General features: G+C 73.6%; 16 protein-coding genes and 1 pseudogene. 10 read left to right on the top strand and 7 right to left on the bottom strand.

The window, feature by feature from the left end:
• The 4 genes from tnpC to CR165_RS22910 form a co-directional block, all read left to right on the top strand.
• On the top strand, positions 1 to 728 hold a 728-nt coding region (gene tnpC / locus CR165_RS22930; RefSeq protein WP_109519230.1), incomplete at its 5' end, for an IS66 family transposase.
• A 267-nt stretch (positions 729 to 995) separates the two neighbouring features.
• A complete protein-coding gene (tnpA, locus tag CR165_RS22920) occupies positions 996 to 1481 on the top strand; it encodes an IS66-like element accessory protein TnpA (protein ID WP_109519227.1) in 486 nt (161 codons plus the stop codon).
• Positions 1478 to 1828: an IS66 family insertion sequence element accessory protein TnpB gene (tnpB, locus tag CR165_RS22915; protein ID WP_109519226.1), complete on the top strand. Its 351-nt coding sequence runs from the start codon at positions 1478 to 1480 to the stop codon at positions 1826 to 1828. The genes tnpA and tnpB overlap by 4 nt, the downstream gene beginning before the upstream one ends.
• 62 nt (positions 1829 to 1890) lie before the next feature.
• On the top strand, positions 1891 to 2541 hold the full coding sequence (locus tag CR165_RS22910) for an IS66 family transposase zinc-finger binding domain-containing protein (RefSeq protein ID WP_181378327.1): 651 nt from the start codon (positions 1891 to 1893) through the stop codon (positions 2539 to 2541).
• 267 nt (positions 2542 to 2808) lie between these two features.
• Here CR165_RS22910 and CR165_RS24730 read toward each other — a convergent pair whose 3' ends face one another.
• From CR165_RS24730 to CR165_RS22900, 3 genes are all read right to left on the bottom strand, one after another.
• On the bottom strand, positions 2809 to 3039 hold the full coding sequence (locus tag CR165_RS24730; RefSeq protein WP_146202018.1) for a hypothetical protein: 231 nt from the start codon (positions 3037 to 3039) through the stop codon (positions 2809 to 2811).
• The gene (locus CR165_RS22905) at positions 3036 to 4319 is read right to left on the bottom strand and encodes an extracellular catalytic domain type 1 short-chain-length polyhydroxyalkanoate depolymerase (protein ID WP_109519224.1); all 1284 of its coding nucleotides are present in this window, start codon (positions 4317 to 4319) and stop codon (positions 3036 to 3038) included. The genes CR165_RS24730 and CR165_RS22905 overlap by 4 nt, the downstream gene beginning before the upstream one ends.
• A 150-nt stretch (positions 4320 to 4469) precedes the next feature.
• A complete protein-coding gene (locus CR165_RS22900; protein WP_109519223.1) occupies positions 4470 to 4892 on the bottom strand; it encodes a CopG family transcriptional regulator in 423 nt (140 codons plus the stop codon).
• A gap of 307 nt (positions 4893 to 5199) precedes the next feature.
• On the opposite strand from CR165_RS22900, the gene CR165_RS22895 reads away from it, so the two are divergent.
• From CR165_RS22895 to CR165_RS22885, 3 genes are all read left to right on the top strand, one after another.
• Entirely contained in the window at positions 5200 to 5556 is a 357-nt protein-coding gene (locus CR165_RS22895) for a PadR family transcriptional regulator (RefSeq protein WP_245906707.1), read from the top strand.
• A gap of 61 nt (positions 5557 to 5617) precedes the next feature.
• On the top strand, positions 5618 to 6970 hold the full coding sequence (locus CR165_RS22890) for an NAD(P)-binding domain-containing protein (RefSeq protein ID WP_109519221.1): 1353 nt from the start codon (positions 5618 to 5620) through the stop codon (positions 6968 to 6970).
• Positions 6971 to 6980: 10 nt separating this feature from the next.
• Positions 6981 to 8207: an MFS transporter gene (locus CR165_RS22885; RefSeq protein WP_245906705.1), complete on the top strand. Its 1227-nt coding sequence runs from the start codon at positions 6981 to 6983 to the stop codon at positions 8205 to 8207.
• A 74-nt stretch (positions 8208 to 8281) separates the two neighbouring features.
• Here CR165_RS22885 and CR165_RS26185 read toward each other — a convergent pair.
• A pseudogene (locus CR165_RS26185) lies at positions 8282 to 8407 on the bottom strand (thioredoxin family protein); the annotation flags it as partial.
• Positions 8408 to 8865: 458 nt separating this feature from the next.
• On the opposite strand from CR165_RS26185, the gene CR165_RS22875 reads away from it, so the two are divergent.
• Genes CR165_RS22875 through arsJ form a run of 3 tightly spaced genes read left to right on the top strand, consistent with a single transcriptional unit; the run spans position 8866 to position 12027 of the window.
• Entirely contained in the window at positions 8866 to 9726 is an 861-nt protein-coding gene (locus tag CR165_RS22875; protein WP_109519220.1) for a metalloregulator ArsR/SmtB family transcription factor, read from the top strand.
• Positions 9723 to 10784 carry an ArsJ-associated glyceraldehyde-3-phosphate dehydrogenase gene (locus CR165_RS22870; RefSeq protein WP_456316330.1) on the top strand — a complete coding sequence of 354 codons (1062 nt, stop codon included), beginning with the start codon at positions 9723 to 9725 and terminating at the stop codon, positions 10782 to 10784. Before CR165_RS22875 ends, CR165_RS22870 begins: the two co-directional genes overlap by 4 nt.
• A 4-nt stretch (positions 10785 to 10788) precedes the next feature.
• Positions 10789 to 12027 (top strand): organoarsenical effux MFS transporter ArsJ, encoded by a 1239-nt coding sequence (gene arsJ, locus CR165_RS22865; RefSeq protein ID WP_109519219.1) that lies wholly within the window; start codon positions 10789 to 10791, stop codon positions 12025 to 12027.
• 111 nt (positions 12028 to 12138) lie between these two features.
• Here the strand turns inward: arsJ and CR165_RS22860 are convergent, their stop codons facing one another.
• Genes CR165_RS22860 through CR165_RS22850 form a run of 3 tightly spaced genes read right to left on the bottom strand, consistent with a single transcriptional unit; the run spans position 12139 to position 21808 of the window.
• Positions 12139 to 13215 carry an aegerolysin family protein gene (locus tag CR165_RS22860; RefSeq protein ID WP_109519218.1) on the bottom strand — a complete coding sequence of 359 codons (1077 nt, stop codon included), beginning with the start codon at positions 13213 to 13215 and terminating at the stop codon, positions 12139 to 12141.
• A gap of 52 nt (positions 13216 to 13267) precedes the next feature.
• Positions 13268 to 16363 (bottom strand): hypothetical protein, encoded by a 3096-nt coding sequence (locus CR165_RS22855; protein WP_109519217.1) that lies wholly within the window; start codon positions 16361 to 16363, stop codon positions 13268 to 13270.
• A gap of 3 nt (positions 16364 to 16366) precedes the next feature.
• Positions 16367 to 21808 carry a YML083C domain-containing protein gene (locus tag CR165_RS22850; protein ID WP_109519216.1) on the bottom strand — a complete coding sequence of 1814 codons (5442 nt, stop codon included), beginning with the start codon at positions 21806 to 21808 and terminating at the stop codon, positions 16367 to 16369.
• Between the last annotated feature and the right edge of the window lie 314 nt (positions 21809 to 22122).

Below are 22122 nucleotides of genomic sequence, written 5' to 3'. Positions count from 1 at the left end.
GTGGCACGGATCCCCCGGCGGTGGTGTTCCGCTACGCGCCCGGCCGCGGGCAGGAGCATGCCAGGGCGCTGCTGCAAGGCTACCGCGGCATCGTCCAGTGCGACGGCTACGCCGCCTACAAGGCGCTGGCCGGGGAGGTGACGCTGGCGTTCTGCTGGGCGCATGTGCGGCGCGGGTTCTTTGACCTGGTCAAGGGCGGCGCGGCGCCGATTGCCAGCGAAGCCTTGCAGCGCATCGCCGCCCTCTACGCCATCGAGGCGGAGATCCGCGGCCGTCCTGCCCTGGAACGCCTGGCGGTGCGCCAGGCCCGCAGTCGGCCCCTGGTGGCGGAGCTGTTCACCTGGCTCGAAGCCCAGCTCACGCGCCTGCCGCGGAGCAGTCCGACGGCGGAAGCGATCCGCTACGCGCTGAACCACAGGACGGGACTGGAGCAGTTCCTCCACGATGGCCGCATCGAGATCGACAACAACACCGTGGAGCGGGCGATCCGCCCGATCTGCCTCAGCCGCAAGAATGCCCTGTTCGCCAGCGGCGACGATGGTGGCGCCCGCTGGGCCGCCATCGCCTCGCTGGTGGAGACCTGCAAGCTGAACGGCGTCGATCCGCAGCGCTATTTTACCGACCTGCTGACCCGGCTCGTGAACGGCTGGCCCAACAGCCGCATCGACGAACTCATGCCATGGTGCTGGGCCAGCGCCAGTGAGCAAACGTCAAGCGCCCCCGCGTAGGGCCTCCAGACAGCGCTTACGGTCCAGCCGCTCCAAGGTGGCCAGGGTCTCCGCCTCGGTCAGGTCCGGTGCCGCGGCCCACGCTGCTCGCCAGGTGCCGACGATCACCTCAGGCTGACGCAGTAGCACCCGGACCTGGTCCACCACCGCCGCCTCGATCTCGGCCGCAGGCAGGCGTCGGACCGGGCAATCGTCGGCCGTCCCCTTCGTAAGCGTCGCGCCAGCAGCACATTGCAGCGTTGGATAGGGTTGTGATGCAAACGCGTTATGGGCAAGACGCTGCCATTGCAGATTATCGATGCTGAGGACGCTCCTACGTTTAATCGTAGGAGTGTGCGCGAGACGCCGGTCGAGGTGATCACCCGCGGTGAGCGGCGGCGGATTTGGACGCCTGAGCAGAAACGCGACACCGTTGTGGAGAGCCTGGAGCCGGGCGTCTCCCCGATCGCGGTCGCCCGGCGGCATGGAATTGGCAGGGGGCTGCTCTACACCTGGCGTCGGCAGATGGTAGAGGGTCAGCTCAAGGCGCGGCTGCCAGTCCCACCGGGATTTGTGCCGGTTGCCGCGCTCCCAGACGACACAGGCGCGGCGGCGGAGCCGCCGGTGCGGCAGACCGCAGCCTCGGCCGCACTCCCAAGCGACACCTCCGCCTTGATCGAGATCGTGCTGCCGGATGGCGTGACAGTGCGGGTTGGTGCGGCGGTGAGCGAGGTGGCGCTGCGCCGCGTGTTGTCCGCACTGGGCCGCCGGTGATCGCGCCACCGGCCGGACTGCGGGTCTGGCTGGCCTGCGGCGTGACCGACATGCGCAAGGGCATGACAGGCTTGGCGATGCTGGTGCAGCAGGGCCTGGCAGAGGATCCCTTCAACGGCGCGGTGTACGCCTTTCGCGGCCGTCGGGCTGGGCTGATCAAGCTGCTCTGGCACGATGGGATTGGGCTGTGCCTGCTGACCAAGCGGCTGGAACATGGCCAATTCCCCTGGCCGACCACCGCCACGACGGGCTGCATCGCCTTGTCCACGGCACAGTTGGCGGCGCTGCTCGATGGCTGCGAATGGCGTGCCCTGGGGCCGCGCCGCAGGCCGGAGCTGGCCGGGTAACAGCGCTGCGACGAGGACGGAAATGCTGGCTGCGACGCGGCAGCATCCGGCATCATCGTGGCGTGGAGATCGACCTCGACAGGCTGCCCGATGATCCCGCCATCCTGCAGCATATGCTGCGCGATGCGGTGCATCAGCACGGCGCGCTGCATGCCGAGAACGACAAACTGCGGCTGCTGATCCAACATCTGCTGCGACAGCAGTTCGGCCGCCGGTCGGAACAGCTCAGCCCGGACCAGTTGCAACTCCGGCTCGAGGATCTCGAGCAGACCGTCGCCGAGAACCAGGCGGGGCAGGATGCGGCAGCGGTCCGGCAGGGCCGCCGCCAGGCGCCACCCCGGCGTAACCACGGCGCCTTGCCAGAACATCTGCCACGTTATGAGGTGCTGCTCGACGTCGCCTGCCAGGACTGCCCCTGCTGCGGCGGCGCACTGCATGTCATCGGTGAGTTGCGCACCGAGCAGCTCGACATCGTGCCCGCGCAGTTGCGGGTCCGCGTCACCCGCCGCCCGCGCTACGCCTGCCGAGCCTGCGAGGGCTGTGTGGTCGTGGCGCCCGCGCCGGAGCGGCCGATCGACGGCGGCATGGCCACCGAGGCGCTGGTCGCGCATGTGGTGGTGAGCAAGTTCTGCGACAGCCTGCCGCTGTACCGCCAGGCGCAGATGCTGGCGCAGCTTCGGGAATTCTTCGACGGGCGGGGAGACGCGGCGTGATATGAACGATTCAGTATCAGAAAGGCTGCTCGGGAAGAAAGACCGCTCGGTAACCTCGTGTGAGGCGGGGCAGGGTGAGGACGAGGACGAGGAGAACGGATTCGGGAGCCGTCGGCGAAGGGCGACAGCCTGAAACAGATTGCTATGCCGCCAGAGATGGTTCGACTCAGGTTCCTCTCGCCACACCATTCCTCCAAATTTCCATCTAAAAACAGATGAACAGATGAAGCGTCCGCCTGACCTGGAATGCGGTTGGGCAAACGACGTTCATGAATCGCCGCCAGTGATCTGCAGCATGGCAGCGATGGCTAAGGTCAGGACTTGCTGTCCGAAGAACATGGCGGCCGCGAGGCGGATGGCTGGCATGGCGGTGCGGGCGGAGCGGTCATGACGCAGGGCGATGCGACGCAGCCCTTGAGCCTGCCGGACATGGTCTCGATGCGGTGCCGCTTCGGGGTGGCGCGGGCCAGCCGCGTGGCCGGCCCGCGCGACTGTCACGAGGCGGCGTCCTGCGCATGCTCCAGGAAGAAGCGGAGCATCTCGCGCGAGGCATCGGGTCCGCGCGGGTCGGTGTAGGAGCCGGCGGGGCTGCCGCCGGACCAGGCATGGCCGCCGCCGTGGATGAGCCATTGCTCGAGCACCGTCTGCCCCGCGGCATCGGCGTGCAGGGTGCGGCTGTAGGCGTGCCCGTCCGCCACCTGCCCGCGCTGCGTCTCGGTGCGGAGCCCGCTGGGCGCGGCGGCAGCCGATTGCGCGATGACCTGGTCGCCGTTGCGGGGATGCACGGTGGTGTCCCGGTCGGCATGGAAAACGATCGTCGGTATCACCCGCGCCGCATCCCCGGTCCGGAGGGGCGTGCCAGCGGCGCCCTGCCGCATGGCGGCGAGGGCTGAGGTGAGGTCGCGGGCCGCGCCGCAGGCCAGGCCGGAATGCACCCCGACCGCGGCATAGAGGTCCGGATAGGATTGCCCCATGATGGCGGCGGCCGCCCCGCCAGCCGACAGCCCGGCGACGTAGACCCGCCGCGGATCGGCTGCGTGTTCGCGCATGACCTGCCGGGTCATGCCCGCGATCAGCGACGGCTCCCCCTGGTCGCGCTGCTGGTCGCCCGGGCTGAACCAGTTCCAGCACTTCTGGGCGTTGGCGGAACTCGGCTGCGCCGGATACAGGATGAGCACGCCGTGCTCCTCGGCGAGCAGGTTCATGCGTGTCCCGGCAGCGAAATCGTCGGGTGACTGGGTGCAGCCGTGCAGCATGACGACCAGCGGCACCGGCCCGCTGCGACGGGTGCTGGGGATGTACAGCTTGTAGGCGCGGCTCCCGGCTTTGGCGCCGAAGGACCCCGCCACGAACCGCGCCCCCTCGGGCATTGGCCCGGGCGCGGCGGCCGGCCCGCGCCGTGCCAGCCCGTCCAGCCCCTGTCCCAGGCCGCCCTGGTTGATCTGGTCGAGGAAGCCGCGCAGCGCCTCCGGCATTTGCGGCAGGGGGGCCTTGCCCATACCGGCAGCCGGCCAGGGGCCGCCCGCCTTCCGGCGTGCTGCGGCGGCAGCCGGGGCCGGCGCCGGCTCCGACACCTCGCCGGTCTCGGGGTTCACGTCGATGATGCGCGGCGGCCGCGCAGCCGGGAGGCCGAGGTCGCCCTGTGGCGTGGCCGCTGCAGGATCAGCCGCCGCATTGCCTTGCAGGAGACACTGCAGCAGCGCGGAAGCTTCGGCGAGCCGGCCTTCGCGGGTGAGGCGGGCCGCCTCAAGCATGTCCTTTGGGAGCATCGCGTTCATGTCTGGTGCTTTCAATGCGCGGAGACAGGCCAGCCATCCTTGCAGGGAGGCTCGCTCTGCATCCCGTCATGGGAGGCCGGTGGCGGAAAACGTCGGCCGCCATCCCGATGCGAGGCGGCGGTCAGTGGCGTGCGGTGCGTTTCGGGACGATCAGCGGGTGCGGTCGGCCAGGGCGGCCTTCACCGCGGCGCTGGCCTGAAGTGCGCCCAGGACGGAGACCGAGCCGATCGCCGCTCTGGCCAGCTCGGGCGTGACGTCGGCCGCGATGCTCGCGAGGCCCAACACCCGGATGTGGAGCATCTGCCCGGCCTCGCGTGCCGCCTCGAGATCCTCGCGGCTGTAGTGCCGCAATCCGAGATCCAGGTTCTTCCGCGTGACCGACTGCCTGGCCGCGTCGGCATGCCGCTCGATCTGGTTGCGGATGGCGGTGCGGATGAAGTCGGTACGGTTGGAGTAGAAGCCGTCCTGCACCAGCAGGTCGATGTGGCCGAGATCGACATAGCCAAGGTTGATGGTGATCTTCTCGGTGTCGCCACCCGCCTTGGGCCGCAGCTCGCGCACATTGCTCGGCATCGTCCTGCCATCCTCTCACCATCCATGTGGATGGTAGATTGGGTGCCAAGATGGAGAATGCAAGCAGCCGGCATCTCTGGTCGTGAGGAAGGGCATCCTGGCCTTCTGCGCCATGGCCCTCCCCGCCCGGTCGTTGGAAGCTTCGGCCAGCCCGGAGCGGGTTCGCCCGGTGGCGTATGCCGGGCTGCGATGATGCTTGATGCATCGGAGGGCAAGGTATAGATTTCAGGGCATGGAAGCCCTGCGCCGTTCCCCTCCGCCCCGTGTCGATTATGCCTCCCGGGATTACTGGGCGGGGACGATCAAGATGGGCCTGTCCAAGTTCTTCATCCTGCGTGTCCTGCACGAGGGGCCGATGCACGGCTACGACATCGCCCGCGCCGTCGAGCGCACCACCGGCGGCTGCTGCTCGCCGACCGAGGGAACCATCTATCCCGTCCTCCGCGAATTCGAGAGCGGCGGCTTCGTCACTGTGGCCGAGGAGGTCGTCAGCGGCCGCCAGCGCAAGGTCTATGCGCTGACCGAGGCCGGCCGCGCCGCCTTCCGCGTGGCGCTGGAAGCCTGGATGGAGGCGACCGCGGCCCTGCAGGATACCGGGCGGGCCTTCGCCGCCGCCGACCGCGCGCGCGCCGCGCGCCCCTCCGGCGGGGATTGCTGCGGATGAGCCATCGCGCGGCTTCTCACGCCACCATACCTTACCCTCCGATGTATCAGGGAGCGTGCCCATGACCACCTCCAGTCTTCCGGTCGCCATCATCGGCGCTGGTCCCGTCGGGCTGGCCGCCGCCGCGCAACTCCTCGCCCGCGGGATCGAGCCGCTTGTGCTCGAGGCCGGGCCAGCGGTGGGCCATGCGGTCCGCGCCTGGAGCCATGTGCGGATGTTCTCGCCCTGGGCCTTCAACACCGATGCCGCGGCGCGGGCGCTGCTCGCGGCGGAGGGCTGGACGGCGCCCGACCCCGGCCACTACCCGACCGGCGTGGAGCTGGTGGCGGACTACCTGGCGCCGCTCGCCGCCACGGCGGCCCTGCGCGGGCGCATCCGCACCGGCGCGAAGGTGTCCGGCGTGGCGCGCCGCGACCTCGGCCGCCTGCATGACGGCGCCGGGCGCGAGGCCACGCCCTTCGTGCTGCATGTCGAGACCTGCTGCGGCACCGAGGCCATCGAGGCGCGCGCGGTGATCGACTGCTCGGGCACCTGGAACGCGCCGAACCCCGCCGGCAGCCACGGCATGCCCGCGCCGGGCGAGGCGCGCCATGCCGGGCGCATCGCCTATGGCATCCCCGACATCCTCGACGCGGAGCGCATGGCCTATGCGGGGCGGACGACGCTCGTGGTCGGCGCCGGGCACTCCGCCATGAACGCGGTGCTTGACCTGGCCGAGCTGGCGGGGGAGGCGCCCGGCACGCGCATCCTCTGGGCCTTCCGCCGCCCGCTCGGCGCGGTGAGCTTCGGCGGCGGCGCCAGGGACGGGCTCGCCCGGCGCGGCGCGCTCGGCGCCCGCGCCCAGGCGCTGGTGGAGTCCGGCGCGGTCACCGCCCTCGCGCCCTTCCTGATCGACCGCATCGCGGAGCGGGATGGCGCCCTCGCCGTCACTGGCCGGCAGGCGGCGGGGACGGTGACGGTCGGCGCCGACCGCATGATCGTCGCGGCCGGCTTCCGCCCGGACCTGTCCTTCCTGCGCGAGGTGCGGCTGGCGCTCGACCCGGCGGTGGAGGCGACGCCGGCGCTCGCACCGCTGATCGACCCCAACCTGCATTCCTGCGGCACCGTCCGCCCGCATGGCGAGGCCGAGCTGCGCCAGCCGGAGGCCGGCTTCTACATCGCCGGCATGAAGAGCTACGGCCGCGCGCCCACCTTCCTGCTGGCGACGGGGCATGAGCAGGTGCGCTCCATCGCGGCCTTCCTCGCCGGCGATCTGGCGGCGGCGCGCCGTGTCGAGCTGGTGCTGCCGGAGACCGGCGTCTGCTCCACCGAGCGCGCGGCGCCCGCCTGCTGTGCGCCGGCGGAGGCGCCGGTAGCGGCGCCGGTAGCGGCGCCGGTGCCGGTGCCGGTGAAGGCCGGCGGCTGCTGCGGCTGAGGGCGCGACGGTGAGCACCGCCCCGCCCGCGCCCCGCGCGGCCGGCGGGCCGCGGATGGGGGTGATCACCGCCATCGGGCTCGGCCAGATCCTCTCCTGGGGCTCGACCTACTACCTGCCCGCCGTGCTGGCGGTGCCGATCGCCGAGGAGACGGGCTGGCCCCTCGGCTGGCTGTTCGGCGCGCTCTCGGCCGGGCTGGTGGTCTCGGGGCTGGTGTCGCCGCGCGTCGGGCGGTTCATCCACCGGCATGGCGGCCGCCCCGTGCTCGCCGCCGCGGCGGCGCTGATCGCGCTGGGCCAGATCGGGCTCTGGGCGGCGCCGAACCTGGCGGCCTTCGTTGCGGCCTGGGTGGTCATCGGCCTGGGGATGGGGGCGGGGCTCTACGATCCCGCCTTCTCGGCGCTGGGCCGCCTCTATGGCGAGGCGGCGCGGCCGGCGATCACCCGGGTGACGCTGTTCGGCGGCTTCGCCAGCACGCTCTGCTGGCCGCTGACGGCGCTGCTGGAATCCTGGCTGGGCTGGCGCGGCGCCTGCCTCGCCTATGCGCTCCTCCACCTCGTCCTGGTCCTGCCGCTCTACCTCGCGATGCTGCCGAAGGAGGCGCGCGCGCCCGAGCCGGCCGCCACGGTGGCGGGCGCCCCGCCGCCCGGCCACCTGCCGGCGGAGCAGCGCTTCGCCTTCAACCTGCTCGCCGTGGTGTTCACCCTCGCCTATGGCGTGATGACGGTGATCGCCGTGCACCTGCTCACGCTGCTGCAGGCGCGCGGGCTGGAACTGGCGGCGGCGGTCGCCCTCGGCGCGCTGGTCGGGCCCGCGCAGGTCGGCGGCCGCCTGCTGGAGATGGCCTTCGGCGGGCGGGCGCACCCTGTCTGGACGCTGGTGGCCTCCTGCGGCCTGGTGGCGGCCGGCGCGATCCTGCTGCTGGCGCTGCCGGGCTGGGCGGCGGCGGCGATCCTGCTCTACGGCGCCGGCAGCGGGCTGCGCTCCATCGTGCGCGGGACGGTGCCGCTCGTGCTCTTCGGCAGGGAAGGCTACGCGATCCTGATGGGGCGCCTTTCGGTACCGACGCTGCTGGCCACGGCGGCTGCGCCCATGCTCGGCGTCTGGGCGCTGGAATGGCTCGGGGCCGAGGGCACGCTGGTCGCGCTGGCGGTCGCGGGGGTGGTGAACCTTGTCCTGGTGGCGCCGCTGGTGCCGCTCGCGCTCAGGCCGCGCGGCCGGGCCGCCGCGGGCTGACGCCGCCTGCCGGGCGGGGCGGCGGAAGCGGCCCGGGCATGGCCTCGGCCCGCCACCCGGCGCGCCACATCCTCCGGCTTCGGCAGCCCGCCCGCATACACCACCACCCCGTCCACCGCGATGCCGGGCGTGGCGGCGATGCCGTAGCCGGCGATCGCGGCGTAGTCCGTCACCACCCCCAGCCGCCGAGGCCAGGGCATGGCTCGTCCCTGCGTGCCGCCCGGCGAGCAGGGCACGGGTGCGCCCGGGGCAGAAGAAGCTGCGCACCATGCCCATGAGGAAGACCACGGGCACCAGCAGCAGCAGGATCTTCGGCACGCCGTAGAGGAAGAGGCGAAGGCCGCGCCCAGGCGCGGATGCCGCCCGACCGGCAGATGCTCGGCCATCCATTCCGGGGCGCGGATGAACTGGCCGTAGAGCAGCGCTCAGGCCCTCAGCGCCAGCGCGGTGCCGGCTGGCCAGGAGAGGGAAGGGCGGGGGTTGCCGCTGGCCAGGCTCATGGAGGGCCTCCTCAGGCCGGCGGCGCCTCGCAGGCCCCGGGGGGCAACCTGGACGCCCAGGGCCGGGCCGCCTCGATCCGGATCAAGGGGAGGGGCATGGCCCGGAGCTTCACCAAAGCTTCACGCTGCCACCTTTGTATTTCGAGCATGCTGGAAATATGGAATCGACGCAGGCTGCCTTCGCCTTTGCCGCCCTGGGGCAGGAAACCCGGCTGGAGCTGCTGCGCGCGCTGCTCGGCGCCGGGCCGGCCGGGCTGGCGGCGGGCGATATCGCGGCGCGGCTCGGCGTGCCGGCTTCCACCCTGTCCTTCCATCTCCGGGCGCTGGAGCAGGCGGGGCTGATCGGCGCCACGCGGCAGGGGCGCCACCTGATCTACGCGCCGCGGATCGCGCATCTGCGCGCCCTGCTGGCCTTCCTGGCCGATGCCTGCTGCGGCGGAGACCCGGCCCGCTGCGGCGACCTCCACCGCCTCTTCGAACCCGATGGGGAGAATGCCCGCATGACTCCGGCACCCTTCAACGTGCTGTTCCTCTGCACGCGCAACTCGGCCCGCTCGATCATGGCAGAGGCCATCCTGAACGGCATCGGCCAGGGCCGCTTCCGGGCCTTCTCGGCCGGCTCCGCCCCGCTGTCCAGCGGGCCGCTGCCCGAGGTGCTGGCGCATCTCAAGGCGCATGGGCACGACGTCTCCAGGCTGTGCTCGAAATCCTGGGACGTGTTCACCGGCCCGGCGGCGCCGCGAATGGATTTCGTCATCGCCCTCTGCGACACGCTGGACCTCCAGGCCTGCCCGGACTTCGCCGGCACGCAGGTCACCGCCGCCTGGCCGCTGCCGGACCCGGCGAAGTTCACGGGCAGCGCGGTGGAGCGGGCGACGCTGCTGAACGAGCTCTATGCCGCCCTGCATCGCCGCCTCGACCTTTTCACCAACCTGCCCTTCACCGCGCTCGACCGCATGGCGCTGAAGGCGCGGCTGGACGAGCTGGCCCAGCCCCTGGCGCTGGGGAACCGGGCATGATCGAGGCGCGCGCCATGAAGGTCGGCATCAACGGCATGGGGCGGATCGGGCGGCTGGCGCTGCGCGCGGCGCTTGGCGCGGCGGAGCGGCCGGCGGAGGATCCGCGCGCCGGCAACCGGCTGGATGTCGTGCACCTGAACGAGGTGAAGGGCGGCGCCGCCGCGGCGGCCCATCTGCTGGAATTCGACAGCGTGCAGGGCCGCTGGCGCGCGCCGATCGAGGCCGAGGGCGACGGCGCCATCCGCATCGGCGGCCGGCGCCTGGGCTTCTCGGAGCATGCGCGGCCGGGCGACATCCCCTGGGGCGATCTCGGCGTCGACCTGGTGCTGGAATGCACCGGGAAGTTCCTCACGCCCGAGGCCCTGCAAGGCCATCTCGACCGGGGGGCGAGGCGCGTCATCGTCGCGGCGCCGGTGAAGTTCGACAGCGTGCTGAACGTCGTCATGGGCGTGAACGAGACGCTCTATGACCCCGCGCGCCACCCGGTCGTCACCGCCGCCTCCTGCACCACCAACTGCCTCGCCCCGGTGGTGAAGGTGGTGCACGAGGCCATCGGCATCCGCCACGGCCAGATCACCACCATCCACGACCCGACCAACACCAATGTCGTGGTGGACGCGCCGCACAGGGATCTGCGCCGGGCGCGCTCGGCCATGCTCTCCCTGCAGCCGACGACGACGGGCAGCGCCACGGCCATCGCGCTGATCTACCCGGAGCTGAAGGGCAAGCTGAACGGCCATGCGGTCCGCGCCCCGGTGCTCAACGCCTCGCTGACCGACTGCGTCTTCGAGATGCGGCGCGAGACGAGCGCGGAGGAGGTCAATGCCCTGTTCCGCGCCGCCGCCGCCGGGCCGCTCGCCGGCATCCTCGGCCACGAGGATCGCCCGCTGGTCAGCGCGGACTATGCACGGGACACGCGCAGCAGCATCGTCGATGGCCCTTCGACCCTCGTCACCGACGGCACGCTGCTGAAGATCTACGCGTGGTACGACAACGAGATGGGCTATGCCTGCCGCATGGTCGATCTCGCCTGCCACATGCGCGCGGCCGGGATCTGACGCCATGACGGCCCGCGCCGCCGCATCCGGCACCCGCGACTACGTCATCGTGACGCTCGCCTACTGGGGCTTCACGCTGACCGATGGCGCGCTGCGGATGCTGGTGCTGCTGCACTTCTTCCGCCTGGGCTACTCGCCCTTCACCCTGGCCTTCCTGTTCCTGCTCTACGAGGCGGCGGGCATCGGCGCGAACCTCGCCGGCGGCTGGCTGGCGACGCGCTTCGGCATCACGCGCATGCTGGCAACCGGGCTGGCGACGCAGATCACGGGCTTCCTGCTGCTCTCGGGCCTGTCGCCGGGCTGGGGGGCCGTGCTGTCGGTGGCCTGGGTGGTGCTGGCCCAGGGCGTCTGCGGCGTCGCCAAGGACCTGACCAAGACCGCCTCGAAATCGGCGATCAAGCTCACCGCCGGGGGAGCGTCCGGCCGGCTGTTCCGCTGGGTCGCCTTCTTCACCGGCAGCAAGAACGCGATGAAGGGGGTGGGCTTCTTCCTGGGCGGGCTACTGCTGGAGCTGCTCGGCTTCCGCGGCGCGCTGTGGCTGATGGCGGCGGCGCTGGCGCTGGTCCTGCTGGGGGTGCTGGCGGCGCTGCCGCCCCTGATGGGCAGGGCCCGCGCCTCCCGCTCGGCGCGGGAGCTGTTCGCCAGGAGCGCCGGCGTCAACCTGCTGGCGCTGGCGCGGATCTTCCTGTTCGGCGCGCGGGATGTGTGGTTCGTGGTGGGCCTGCCGGTCTTCCTCTACGCCAATGGCTGGAGCTTCACGATGGTGGGCGGCTTCCTGGCGCTCTGGACCATCGGCTACGGCCTCGTCCAGGCCAGCGCGCCGGCGCTGGTGCGGCGCAGCGAGGACGGGCTCTCGGCCGAGGTGCCGGCGGCGCGGGGTTGGTCGCTGGCGCTGGCCGCGCTGCCCGCGCTGCTCGCCGCCATGCTCCTGGCGGGGTTGCCCCATGCGGCGCTGTTCGTGCCCGTGGGGCTGTGCGTGTTCGGCCTCCTCTTCGCCGTGAATTCCTCGGTCCATTCCTATCTGGTCCTGGCCTATGCCGGCGGCGAGAAGGCGGCCGAGGATGTCGGCTTCTATTATGCGGCCAATGCGGCGGGGCGGTTCGGCGGTACCCTGCTCTCCGGCCTGCTCTATGGCTGGGGCGGCCTGGCGGCGTGCCTGATCGGCGCCGCGGCCATGCTGGGCCTCTGCTGGGCCACCACCCTGTTCCTGCCGGTGCGGGAGGAGAGGAAGCCGGCCCTGTAGACGGGGCGGGCCGGTGCATCCGTGCCGCTGGCGCGGTTCCTGGCGCCGTTGCCGCCGAGCGTGCCCGGCTCGGGCGGCAGAAGGCATGCCGGCAGGGCGTCCCGGTGATGATCACGAGATGTTCGGCGGATTCACGAAGGCATAGCGATTGCGGAAGAACATGAAGATCTGTGGCTGGGGCAGGTTGAGATTGTGCTGGATGGAGGGGAAGGCGAGCTGCTCGGCATCAAGGGTGATCATGCGCAGGTGGTTCGTCGGCACCGCCGGATTGTAGGGCGCATTCGGATCGTAGATGCCGAGGCTGACCTGCGAGCCGTTGCGCACATAGGAGTAGGCCGCGACCTGGTGGTTCTGGCCGAGCTTCGGGATGCCGTCGAAGATGTTCGCCGCCTGGGCCGCCACGATGCCGAGCGCCGCGGGGCGGCCTGAGGCGATGTCGGCGCGGATTTTCGGCAGGGCTTCCTTGATGGTGGCGCGCGCCCGGTCGGCGTTCGATTGCGACATGCCGCCGAGATAGGCGTTGAGCGTGCCGATCCCGAGATCCTCATCGATGTGGAAGCTGTCGAGCAGCCGCGACGCGATGTACTGGTACACCGGGTCCTGGTCGGTCGCCGGCACCGCCGTGCGCGGCGGAATCGGCCGCCCGGCCAGGAAATAGTCGATGGCCGAGAAGACCATGCCGCCGCACAGGCCGTTGGAGGCATTGCCGATGCCGATATTGAACGGCGGCGGCAGGGTGTAGACCGGAAGAGAGGGCCAGCCGCCATTGGTGAAGCGCCAGCCATGGATCTCCGGCTTGAAGCTGGTCTGCAGCACCTTCGCCGCCTCGATGGTCACCGTGACCTGCGCGTTGTCGCCATCGCCGCCCGCGTAATGGGCGTCCATTCCTGGCGGCACATGCTCGACGAGGTAGCTGTTCGCGCCGGCCCAGGGATTGCTCCAGCGGAAGGTGAACAGGTTCAGCTCGCCATTGAGCACGACGCTGGAGAACGTTACCTGCCCGGCGGTGCCGGTCATCAGCCCCGAGGACTCGCTGGCCAGCACCATCTGGTCGGTCTCCAGCAGCAGCGCGCCCTGCTGCGGGGCCTGGCCCGGGGACCAGATCCCGTGGTCGAGCGAGGCGCCGGACAGCACGAACTGGCTGTCGCTGCGGTTCCGGATGGTGAGCCTGATGCTACGGGCGGCCATGCCTGCTTCTCCCTTCTCTCCCTGGTGTTGCTCCCGGCTGCCGGCGCGAGCCTCACGCCGGCGCCGTCACGCTGACCGGCTCCGCCATGCGGCCCAGCGGGTCGATCACCGCGACGAACAGTGTCGCCGGTGCCGCCCCGGGGCCGGGCCGGGCCGGGCCGGTCCATTGCAGCGGGCTGCCGTCGAGCTCGACATCCGGCTCGGCCGGCTCGATCGGCCCGTCGCCCCATCGCTGCCAGATCCGCAGCGCGTAGCGGCCCACGGCAAGCGGGTGCGCCGCGGGCGGCGATGGCACCGTCAGCGCGAGGCTGTGGCCGCCGGGCTGCGCCAGCACCGAGACCTGCAGGCCGTCGGGCGGCTCCGGCGCGGCGGGCGCGTGCAGCGCGGCGGCGGGTGCCGAGACCGGGCTGTAGGCGGCCGGCATGTCCGCGATCTGCGCCGGCGAGAGCGGCGCGATGCCGGCGGCGGGCGGGAGGTCCGTCCGTTCCCTCGGCAGGCGGCGCTCCGCCGGCATCCGCACCTCCGCCCAGTAGGCGTAGCGGACGAAGGGCAGCAGCGGCGCCGGGTCGGGGAACTCCGCGGCGAGGAACGGGCCGTCGGGACCCTGCTCGAGCCCGAGCGGCCGCTCATCGACGATGCGGGCATAGACCGGGTCGGCGACGGGGCCCGCCGCGCGGCGCAGCCGCAGCTCGGGCGCGCGGGCCCCGGCGGCCGGCGGGGTGTCGAACAGGCCGGGCTCGCTCGCCTGCAGCGCCACGAGGTCGAGGCCCGGCGCCTCCACCCGCAGGGTGGCGCGGCCGGTCGCGGGATCGACGCGCACGGTCAGGCGCGGCGGGGGAGGCCGGCGCTCGGCCGGCACCGCCACGGCGACCACCGGGCAGCTCTCGAAGGGCGCCTCCTGGCCGGCCGGGCCCAGCGGCACGATGCGCAGAAGCTGCACGGCCGAGAGCGAGCGCGGCAGCCGCGTGTCCAGCACCGCCCGCCCATCCGGGCCGGCGGCGAGGGGCGGGTCGGTCAGCAGGCGGAAGGAGGACCGCCCGCCAAGCTGCCCCTGCCGGTCGCGGTCGCTCGCGGCCACGGCGATGGCGGCCCGCGAGGAGCCCGGCAGCCCGAGGCTCTTCGCGTCGGCGATGAAGGCGCGGTACAGCGCCCCTGGCGCGGCCGGCCAGGCGAGCTTCAGCTCGACCTCCTCGGCCGGGCCGGGCCGGCTGGTCCAGATCAGCCCCGCCGCCGCCGGCACCACCGGCGGGTGGCGCCGGTCGGTGCAGGAATAGGGCAGGGTCGTCTCCGGCGATGCCACGCCGGCCGCGTCCAGGAAGCCGAGCCGCACGGTCCCCCGCGCCGTCTCGCCCGGCGCTGTTTCCGGCAGCGCCTGCGGCGGAAGCGGCAGCATGCGGCCCGCCCCCGTGTCCGGCCCCGGGACGGGGTGCGACGCCGCCGCCTGGCCGTCCAGCGCGACCGTGACCGCCACGATCTCGCGCGTGCCGGCGGCAAGGCCGGCGGCGGCAGGCACCGGCACGGTGATGAGGAGGTGCCCGGGCGAGGCCTTGCCCGCTGTCCCGTCCTGCGGGCCGTCCGGCACCACCTGCAGCTGCGGCGCCGGTGGCGGCGGCGGCGGGCGCGGGGGGGGCGGGACGTCGAGCTCCACGGCGGGGCCGAAGCGCCCGAACAGGTCGGCGGTGGCGATGCGGTAGCGCATGGGCGGGTCGGCCTCCGGCACCGGCGCGTCCGACAGCAGGCCTCCGGGCAATTGCGGCGGACGCTCCGCGGTGCGGCCGGGCAGCAGCGGCAGGGCGCGCGAGGGGAACTGCGCGCCCGCCGGCAGGGCCACGCTCCGGTGCCGGCTCACCCAGCCGTCCGCCTCCTTCCGGCCCAATGCCACCAGCGCGCCCAGCTCGGGGCGCGGCCAGACGAAGTCCTGGCGGAAGGCGGTGGAGACGCCGTCCGCGCCGATCCAGGCGGCGCGGCCAAGCTCCGGCAGCGGAGTTCCGGGCGGGTCGGGCGGCGGCACCGCGGCCGCGAAGGCGACCAGCCCGCGTGGCTCGAGGCCGTGCCGCGCGGCGGTGTGCTCCGCCTGGCGCAGGGCTTCCTCGGGCCGGGGGGTGCGCACCGCGAGGCGCGCCAGCCGCCCGGCCAGGGCGGCATCCTCCGCCGAGGCGGCGCCGAGCGCGGCGCCGAGGGTGCGCAGGCCGGGCAGCGGCGCCCCGGGATCGGCGGCGAACAGCCCGAACGCGGCATAGGCGGCGGGCTGGGCGGGGTCGGAGCGCTCCCCGACATGCCCGAGCAGGCCGAGGAAGCGGCCGAGGCCGGGGTCCATGGCCTGCAGCAGCAGCCCGCCCTCGATGCGCACCGAGGCGGCATGGCGGTGGCCACGGAGCATCGACACCGCCGGCGGCAGCGCCGCCTGGCGCGGAGAGGTGCCGGGATCGCGCAGCATCGTCTCGCAGGCCTCGACGATCGCCTCCGCCTGCGTGCCGACGCGCAGCACCTCGTCCTGCGGGGGAAGCGCGTCGAAGGGGCCATCCGGCTGGTCCGGCGGGCCCAGGCGGCGCGGCGCGGCGCGCTCGACCCGCGCCAGGGCTTCGTCCCGCCCGCGGCCGCCGGCGTACCAGGGCCGGTCCCCGTCCACCGGCAGGCTCAGCAGCTCGGCCGGCCCATGCCCGAGCATCTCCTCCAGCGCGCGGGACAGCCGCACCTGCCACAGGCGGAGCCGGGCCTGGCCGCGCCCTTCCAGCCGCAGCCGCTCCACCCGCGGGCCGCCCAGCGTGTGGGGGGGCCGCGAGGCGCGGGCGAGGATCCGGTCGCCCATCCGGTCGAGCAGGAAGGCCGTGCCCTCGAACGCCTCCACCGTGACCGCGACAAGGGCCGCGAGGCCGCCCTGGCCGGCCGGCCGGACGATGTCGGCGAAGAGGACGCCCTCCGCAGGCTCCAGCTCGCCATTCTCCCGCGGCCGATGCTCGCGGTCGCGCCAGATGATGCGCGCCTCCGCCGGCTCGGCCGTGACGCGGAAGAGGCCGAAGGGCGCGAGCGGGAAGCCGAGGGCCGGCGAGGGCAGCAGGCGGAGATGGGTGCCCGGCGGCAGGTCGGGGTCCGCCTCGGCCGCGATGGCCAGGGCGGCGAACAGATCCGGTGGCGCCAGCAGCGGCATGGGTCAGGCCTCCCCGGCGAAGCTGGGCCGCTCGCGCAGCGCGAGGCGGCCGGTCACCGTCGCGCCGGCCCGGAGATCCGCGAGCGGCAGCAGGAGCATCGGCGGCACGATCTGCCGCGGCAGCGGGCGCTGGAAGCGCTGCGGCGCGAAGGGGGCCGTGGCGAGCAGCAGCAGCCGCGTGCCGCCGCGGTCCCTGCGCCGGACCGGCAAGGGCAGGCCCTGTGCCGGCGAGGCGCGGGTGAGCACGCGCGGGGCGCCGAGCTCGGCGCGGCCCGGCCGGTGGATGGGCTCCGGGGCCTCCACGAGCACGCCGGCGCAGCGCCAGGCGGGCCCGGCGCCGGCGGAGGGGCGGAGCCAGAGCTGGCTGACGCGCGGCGCCTTGCCGGCTGGCGGCCAGCCCCGCAGGCCGAGCGCCTCCATCGCGGCCTCGAAGGCGGCATCCTCGCCTTCGAGCACCGGCTGGGGGAAGGCCGGCAGGGCGGCGATCTCGATATCCCCCTGCGGGCGGCCGGGATCGCCGGCCGGCGGGAAGCCGAGCCCCGCCATCATCTCGGCCGGCGAGCGCCAGCGCGAGGTGCGGAAGGTCACCCCCGGCAGGCGCCCGTCGGCGCCGCCATCGCCGGCCCCGCCATCGCCGGCCCTGGCGTGGACATGGACCTCGTACCAGGCGCGGCCTTCCAGCGGCTGCTGCGCCTCGAGCGTGCCGCCCGGCCTGGGCATCGGGCAGGCGGCCCGCCCGGCGCGCTCATGGCGGATGCGGTCGGCGGGGCCGAGCAGCCCGGGCGCGCGGAGCGGCCCCCAGGCCGGCTCCAGCAGGAGAAGCCGCCCCCGGCTCGCCGGGTCCGCCGGGTCGTGCGGCACGTCCACCCGCCGCAGGCCCAGCCTGAGCGCGAAGCCATAGGCCCTGGCGAGGGCGGCCACATGGCCGGCGTCGAAATGCGCGGCCACCGGGTCGTCGCGGAAGCGCGCGGTCTCGCTCTGCGCCGGCGTGTAGCCGAGCAGGTGGCGCTGCAGCATCTCCGGCTCGAAGATGTCGCGCCGGCTGGTCAGGAAGGCGAGGCGCTCGGGCGTGCCGTAATCGGGGCGGCGGTCGGGCACCGGCCCGGCGCCGGCCGGCCGCTGCGGCACCCTCGCGGTCCGGAAGAAGTAGGCCCGGGCGGTCGGCTGGCTCCCCTGGCCCCGGGGCGCGTAGCTCTTGCCCTCCTCCGCCGTCGCCGTCGCCACGGCCTTGCGCGCGCCGGACTCGTCCTGCTCGTAGAGCGTGCCGGTCCAGCGCAGGTCCAGGTCGAGGCGGTAGGTGCGGCCGGGCTGCAGGATGCAGCGCACCGCCGTGCCTGTCGGCTTGTCTGGCGGCTGGGGCCCTGCCGCGGCGGCGAGATTGGCCGCGGCCGCGGCGGCGGCGGCATTGGCCGCGATTGCGGCCGCCCGCGCCGCGCGGGTGATGCCGCCGAGGCCGAGGATGGCCAGCCGCGTGCCCGCCGCCCAGCGCACCAGCACCAAGGCGATCTCGGCCCGGCCGGGCGTGGCCGGCGCGAACCGCACCGCCACGCGGCCCCCCGGCACCGGCAGGGTGACCGTGGCCCCGCCCGCCCCCCGGGCCGTGCGCCAGACGCCGCCGGCCCCGTCGGCCACCGAGACGGCGGGCCCCTCGTCGCTCCAGCGGTCCACCACCAGCCAGAGGCGGGGGCGGAGGAGCGGCGCCGAGGGCCGGATCTCCGCCACATGATCCTGGCGCTGCCCACGCGGCGCGGCCTCCCGCGGCCCGTCCGGCGGCACCTGCCCGAGCTGAAGCCAGCCCTCGAAGCGGCGGTCCGGATCCAGGCCGGGGTCCACCACGAGCGGCGGGTCGAGCCGGCCCGGCTCGGGCGGCTCGTAGCGCAGCGGCGGCGGCAACAACGCCGCGGTCGCCGCCCCCAGCGCCACCCCCGGCAAGCGGTCATGCCGGCAGGTCACGAGGGCGGAGAACCGGCTGGCGGCGGGGTCCGGGAGCATCGGGTCGGGCGGCAGGCGCATGCCGCCCGCCTCCGCCGCCGCCCCGGCGCCGACCGCCCAGCCGATCCTCGCCGCATGCTCGAAGCGGCAGATGGTCTCGGGGTCCTCCGCCGGGGAAGGCGGCAGCGAGGCGCCGCCATCCGCCAGGCGGTCGAGCCAGAGGTCGTTGACGCAGGTGAGGAGGACCAGCTCGCCAGCCTGCGGCCGCCTGCCGGGATCGCCGTCCTTGCCCTTCTGCCAGGCGGCGCTCAGCGGCCCCGGCACGGGCGTGCCGGGGCCGTCCTCGTCCCCCGTGACGTCCCGCAGCGAAAGCCCGTGCAGCGACCAGCGATATTCCAGCATCTGGCTGCCGGCCGGCTCGGCTGGCGGCGCCTGGGCCTCCGCCTGGGGGAACTGGCCGCCGGTGAAGGCGCCCACCGCCTGCGGCGTCTGCGCGAAGCCGAGGTGCAGCAGCGTGTCGGGCCAGACCGTCGGCGCGCCGGCCGCGCTGCGCGACAGGGGGGCGATGCGCTCGTAGTGATGGTCGATCAGCTGGGCCAGGTCGCCCGTGGCGGTGTCGCCCTCCAGCCGGTCGAGCGGATGCTGGCCGGGCGGCGGCACGCTGCGGGTCGGCGCGGCGTTGATTGTGATGTCGGCGCAGCCCTCGATGTCGGTGAAGAACAGGTCGATGCGGCCGCAGATCCGGGCCGCGAGGCCGGCGGGCGCGTTCTCGGCGATGATGAAGGCGACATGCGCCTCCACGCCGATGGAGAAGGGGCCGAGATGCAGCGACCCCGCCAGCCGGCCGAAGCCGGCCAGGATGAGGGGATGGGTGGCGAGCAGCAGGTCGGCCCGCGCCTGCACCTCGGCCCAGGCAAAGGGGCGCGGGCCGAGCGCGATGTCCACGCCGAAGCCGAAGGCCAGCACCATGCCATCGGCGATGGTCAGGCCCGGCTGGCCGCGTGGCCAGCGCTCGATGCCCTTGCCGCGCACCATGAGGTAGGCATCGGCCGATTGTTCCAGCAGGCCCGGCAGGATGACGGCCCGCGCCGGGCCCATGCCGCGCCCCTGGCCGGCATAGCCATCGGCGCCCAGGTGGATGAACCAGTCCGCGGCATCCACCCCGGGCTGTCCGCCGGCCGGGAACCAGGCGCCGAGCGGGATGGCGGCCCTGAGCAGCGGCGGCATGTTCAGCTCGCCGCGCAGCGCGATGGTGACGCCGTCGCGTGGCGCGATCACGGCGGCGCCCTTGAAGGCCAGGCCCATCTCCGGCCCCGCCGGGCGGTCGTCGATCCCCGGCCGCGGCGACATCACCTTGCTCCAGAGCGCGGCGCGGATGGCGAGGTCGGGCACGGTCAGGAACAGGCCCGCCTTGGTGGAGAAGGAGAAGCCGAGATCCGGGACGGTGCCGATCACCGCCTCCCCGCCGAGGGTGCGGGCCCCGGGCTGGAAGGCGAAGGCATCGGCCGCCGTGGAATCCCAGCCGAGCTGCTGGCCGATCGGATCCGCGCCGGCCGGGGGCGGCAGCCTCGGGGCGGCGTTGATGCCGAGCGAGCCGGCGAGGCCGTAGATGCCGAGGCCGGTGTTGGCGACCGGGAGCGGGCCCGGCAGATCGGCCCCCAGGCGCAGGAACAGCAGGTAGCTGCCGCCCTCCGGCTGGTAGAGCACCGTCGCCGAGGCGCCGAGGTTGAGCGGGAGGATGGCCAGGCCGAGCCTCGCCGCGAAGCCGCCCTCCCTGAGCAGCTGGAACCGGCCGCGCCCCTCCACCAGCGCCGGGATCGAGACCGCCGCGTCGAGCCCCTCCAGCGAGGCGGTGATCCTCCGGGTGGCGGGATCGAGCGTCGCGCGGATGGTGGCGCCCGAGACCTTCACCGGCCCCAGCTCCAGCTTGAAGCGCAGGTCCACCTCCAGCCACATCGAGCCGCGGCCGGACCGGGTGCCGAGGATGTCGAACAGCGAGGCCGGCCCCTGCACCTGCCAGGCGCCCGGATCCTCGATCTCCATGTCGGCGCGGCTGAAATCGAGGCCGAACATGGCCAGGCCGCCCTTCGACGGATCGATGGTCAGGCCGACATGGCGGTTGCGCACCCGCATCGGCTGCTCGTCCCGGATCCGGACGCTGAGGGCGCCGAGCTCGATCGGGACCACCACCACATCCACCGAGTAGTCGATGGTGAACTTCAGCGGCTGGCCGAGCGGCAGGCCATGCCCGGCCGCGTCCAGCTCCACCCCATGGAGCGTGACGCTGCCCTTGTCCTTCAGGAAGGCGGTCAGGCCGAGGCCGGCGACCAGCAGGGCGTGCAGGACCACCCCGCCGGAATCGGCCTCCGCCGGCGGGCGGTCGGCGACCAGGGCGGTGGCCAGGGCGCCGGCGCCGATCGCCGCCCGGGCGGCCGGGCCGCCCTGCGGCGCATGGATGCTGAGGATGCCTTCCGCGCCCTGGGCCTCGACGCCGAGCGTCAGCCGGGTCAGCGGATCATCCGGCCGGCGTGCGAAGCGGAGGCGGGCGGTGACGGGCCTGCCGGCCGAGAAGGTCAGCGCCTGCCCGCCGACATCCTCCTGCCGCCCGTCGAGGGGCAGGGTCATCGCCGCCTCGACCAGCGTCGGCACGAAGCCCTGCAGCGCGGAGGCCGCCGGATCCTGGCATTCGATCAGCACCTCGATCCCCGGCCGATGTCCGGTGGCGGCGACCCTGGCGTGGACCGCCAGGGCGATGCCCGGCGGGTCGAGCCCGATCTCGACATGCGCGTCCACCGCATGCGCGCCGAGGAAGGGCACGCTTTCCGGCAGGAAGAAGCGCGCCGCCCGCACGACGAGGCCGCGCCAGGCCGGCACGTCCGCCGGCACCGGGACGGCCTGCCCGTCGATCCGCGTCTCTCCCTCGGCCTTCGCCGTCGAGCTGTCGTCGAGGACGAGGCCCTGCGGCAGGTCGAGGCCGAAGCCGGTGTCGCCGATCAGCACGGCCGTGGGCTTCAGCGCCAGGGCGACGATGCCCTCCGCCTGCTCGCCGGCGGGCGTCAGCCGCAGCCGCGCCATGCCGCCGGCCGCACCCTGCACCAGGATCGAAAGCGCCGCGCCTTCGAGCGTCACCTCGCCCGCCGCGGGGACCAGCCATTCGCGGTCGCCGTCGCTCATGCGGCTCGCCGGTTTCAGCGCCGCGCCCGGGGCGCCGGCCACGAACCCGAAGGGGATCCTGACGCCCGGCAGCGCGCTCACCTTCAGCCAGAAGCGGAAGGACGGGCCTGCCTCGAACAGCAGGCGGAAGCCCACCGGTGGGACGGGTGGCGTGAGAGCCAGCGAGAAGAAGCCGAGCGGCTTCGCGCCGGCGCTCATGGCGACATCCCCGCTGATGTCGTCGCCATCCGGGGCGGCCCCTTGTAGCTGGCAACTCTCGAGCAGCGCGCGGATATGTGCCGGAAAGACGATGGCCGCATCGAGCCTGCGGGCGGCCAGCAGGTCCCAGATCGAGGCCATGCCACTGCCCTCCCGGCTTGGGGACCCGGCGCTGGCCGGCTGCCGGCCGGAGCGCCATTCGGTACGATATTGTAATCAGAATCCTGGCTGACGGCGTAAGCCGAGACCGCGGCGCTGGCGCAGTCGTGAACATCCATGCCGGCCGGTTACGGTCATCCCGGCGCATCCCGGCGGCGGCGTTTCGTCATGACCTGCCCCCTTAAAAGTGGACCGCCGCTGATGTGAGATTAGCGGGACGCGGAGGGGAGGAGGTTGAGATGGCGAGGAAGCAGCACAAGCCGGAGGAGATCGTGGCCAAACTGCGTCAGGTCGAG

Source organism: Teichococcus aestuarii (assembly GCF_003116135.1).
In the GTDB taxonomy this organism is placed as follows: domain Bacteria; phylum Pseudomonadota; class Alphaproteobacteria; order Acetobacterales; family Acetobacteraceae; genus Pseudoroseomonas; species Pseudoroseomonas aestuarii.
Note: the sequence above shows the minus strand (reverse complement) of the source record. Positions and strands in the feature narration are given on the sequence as shown.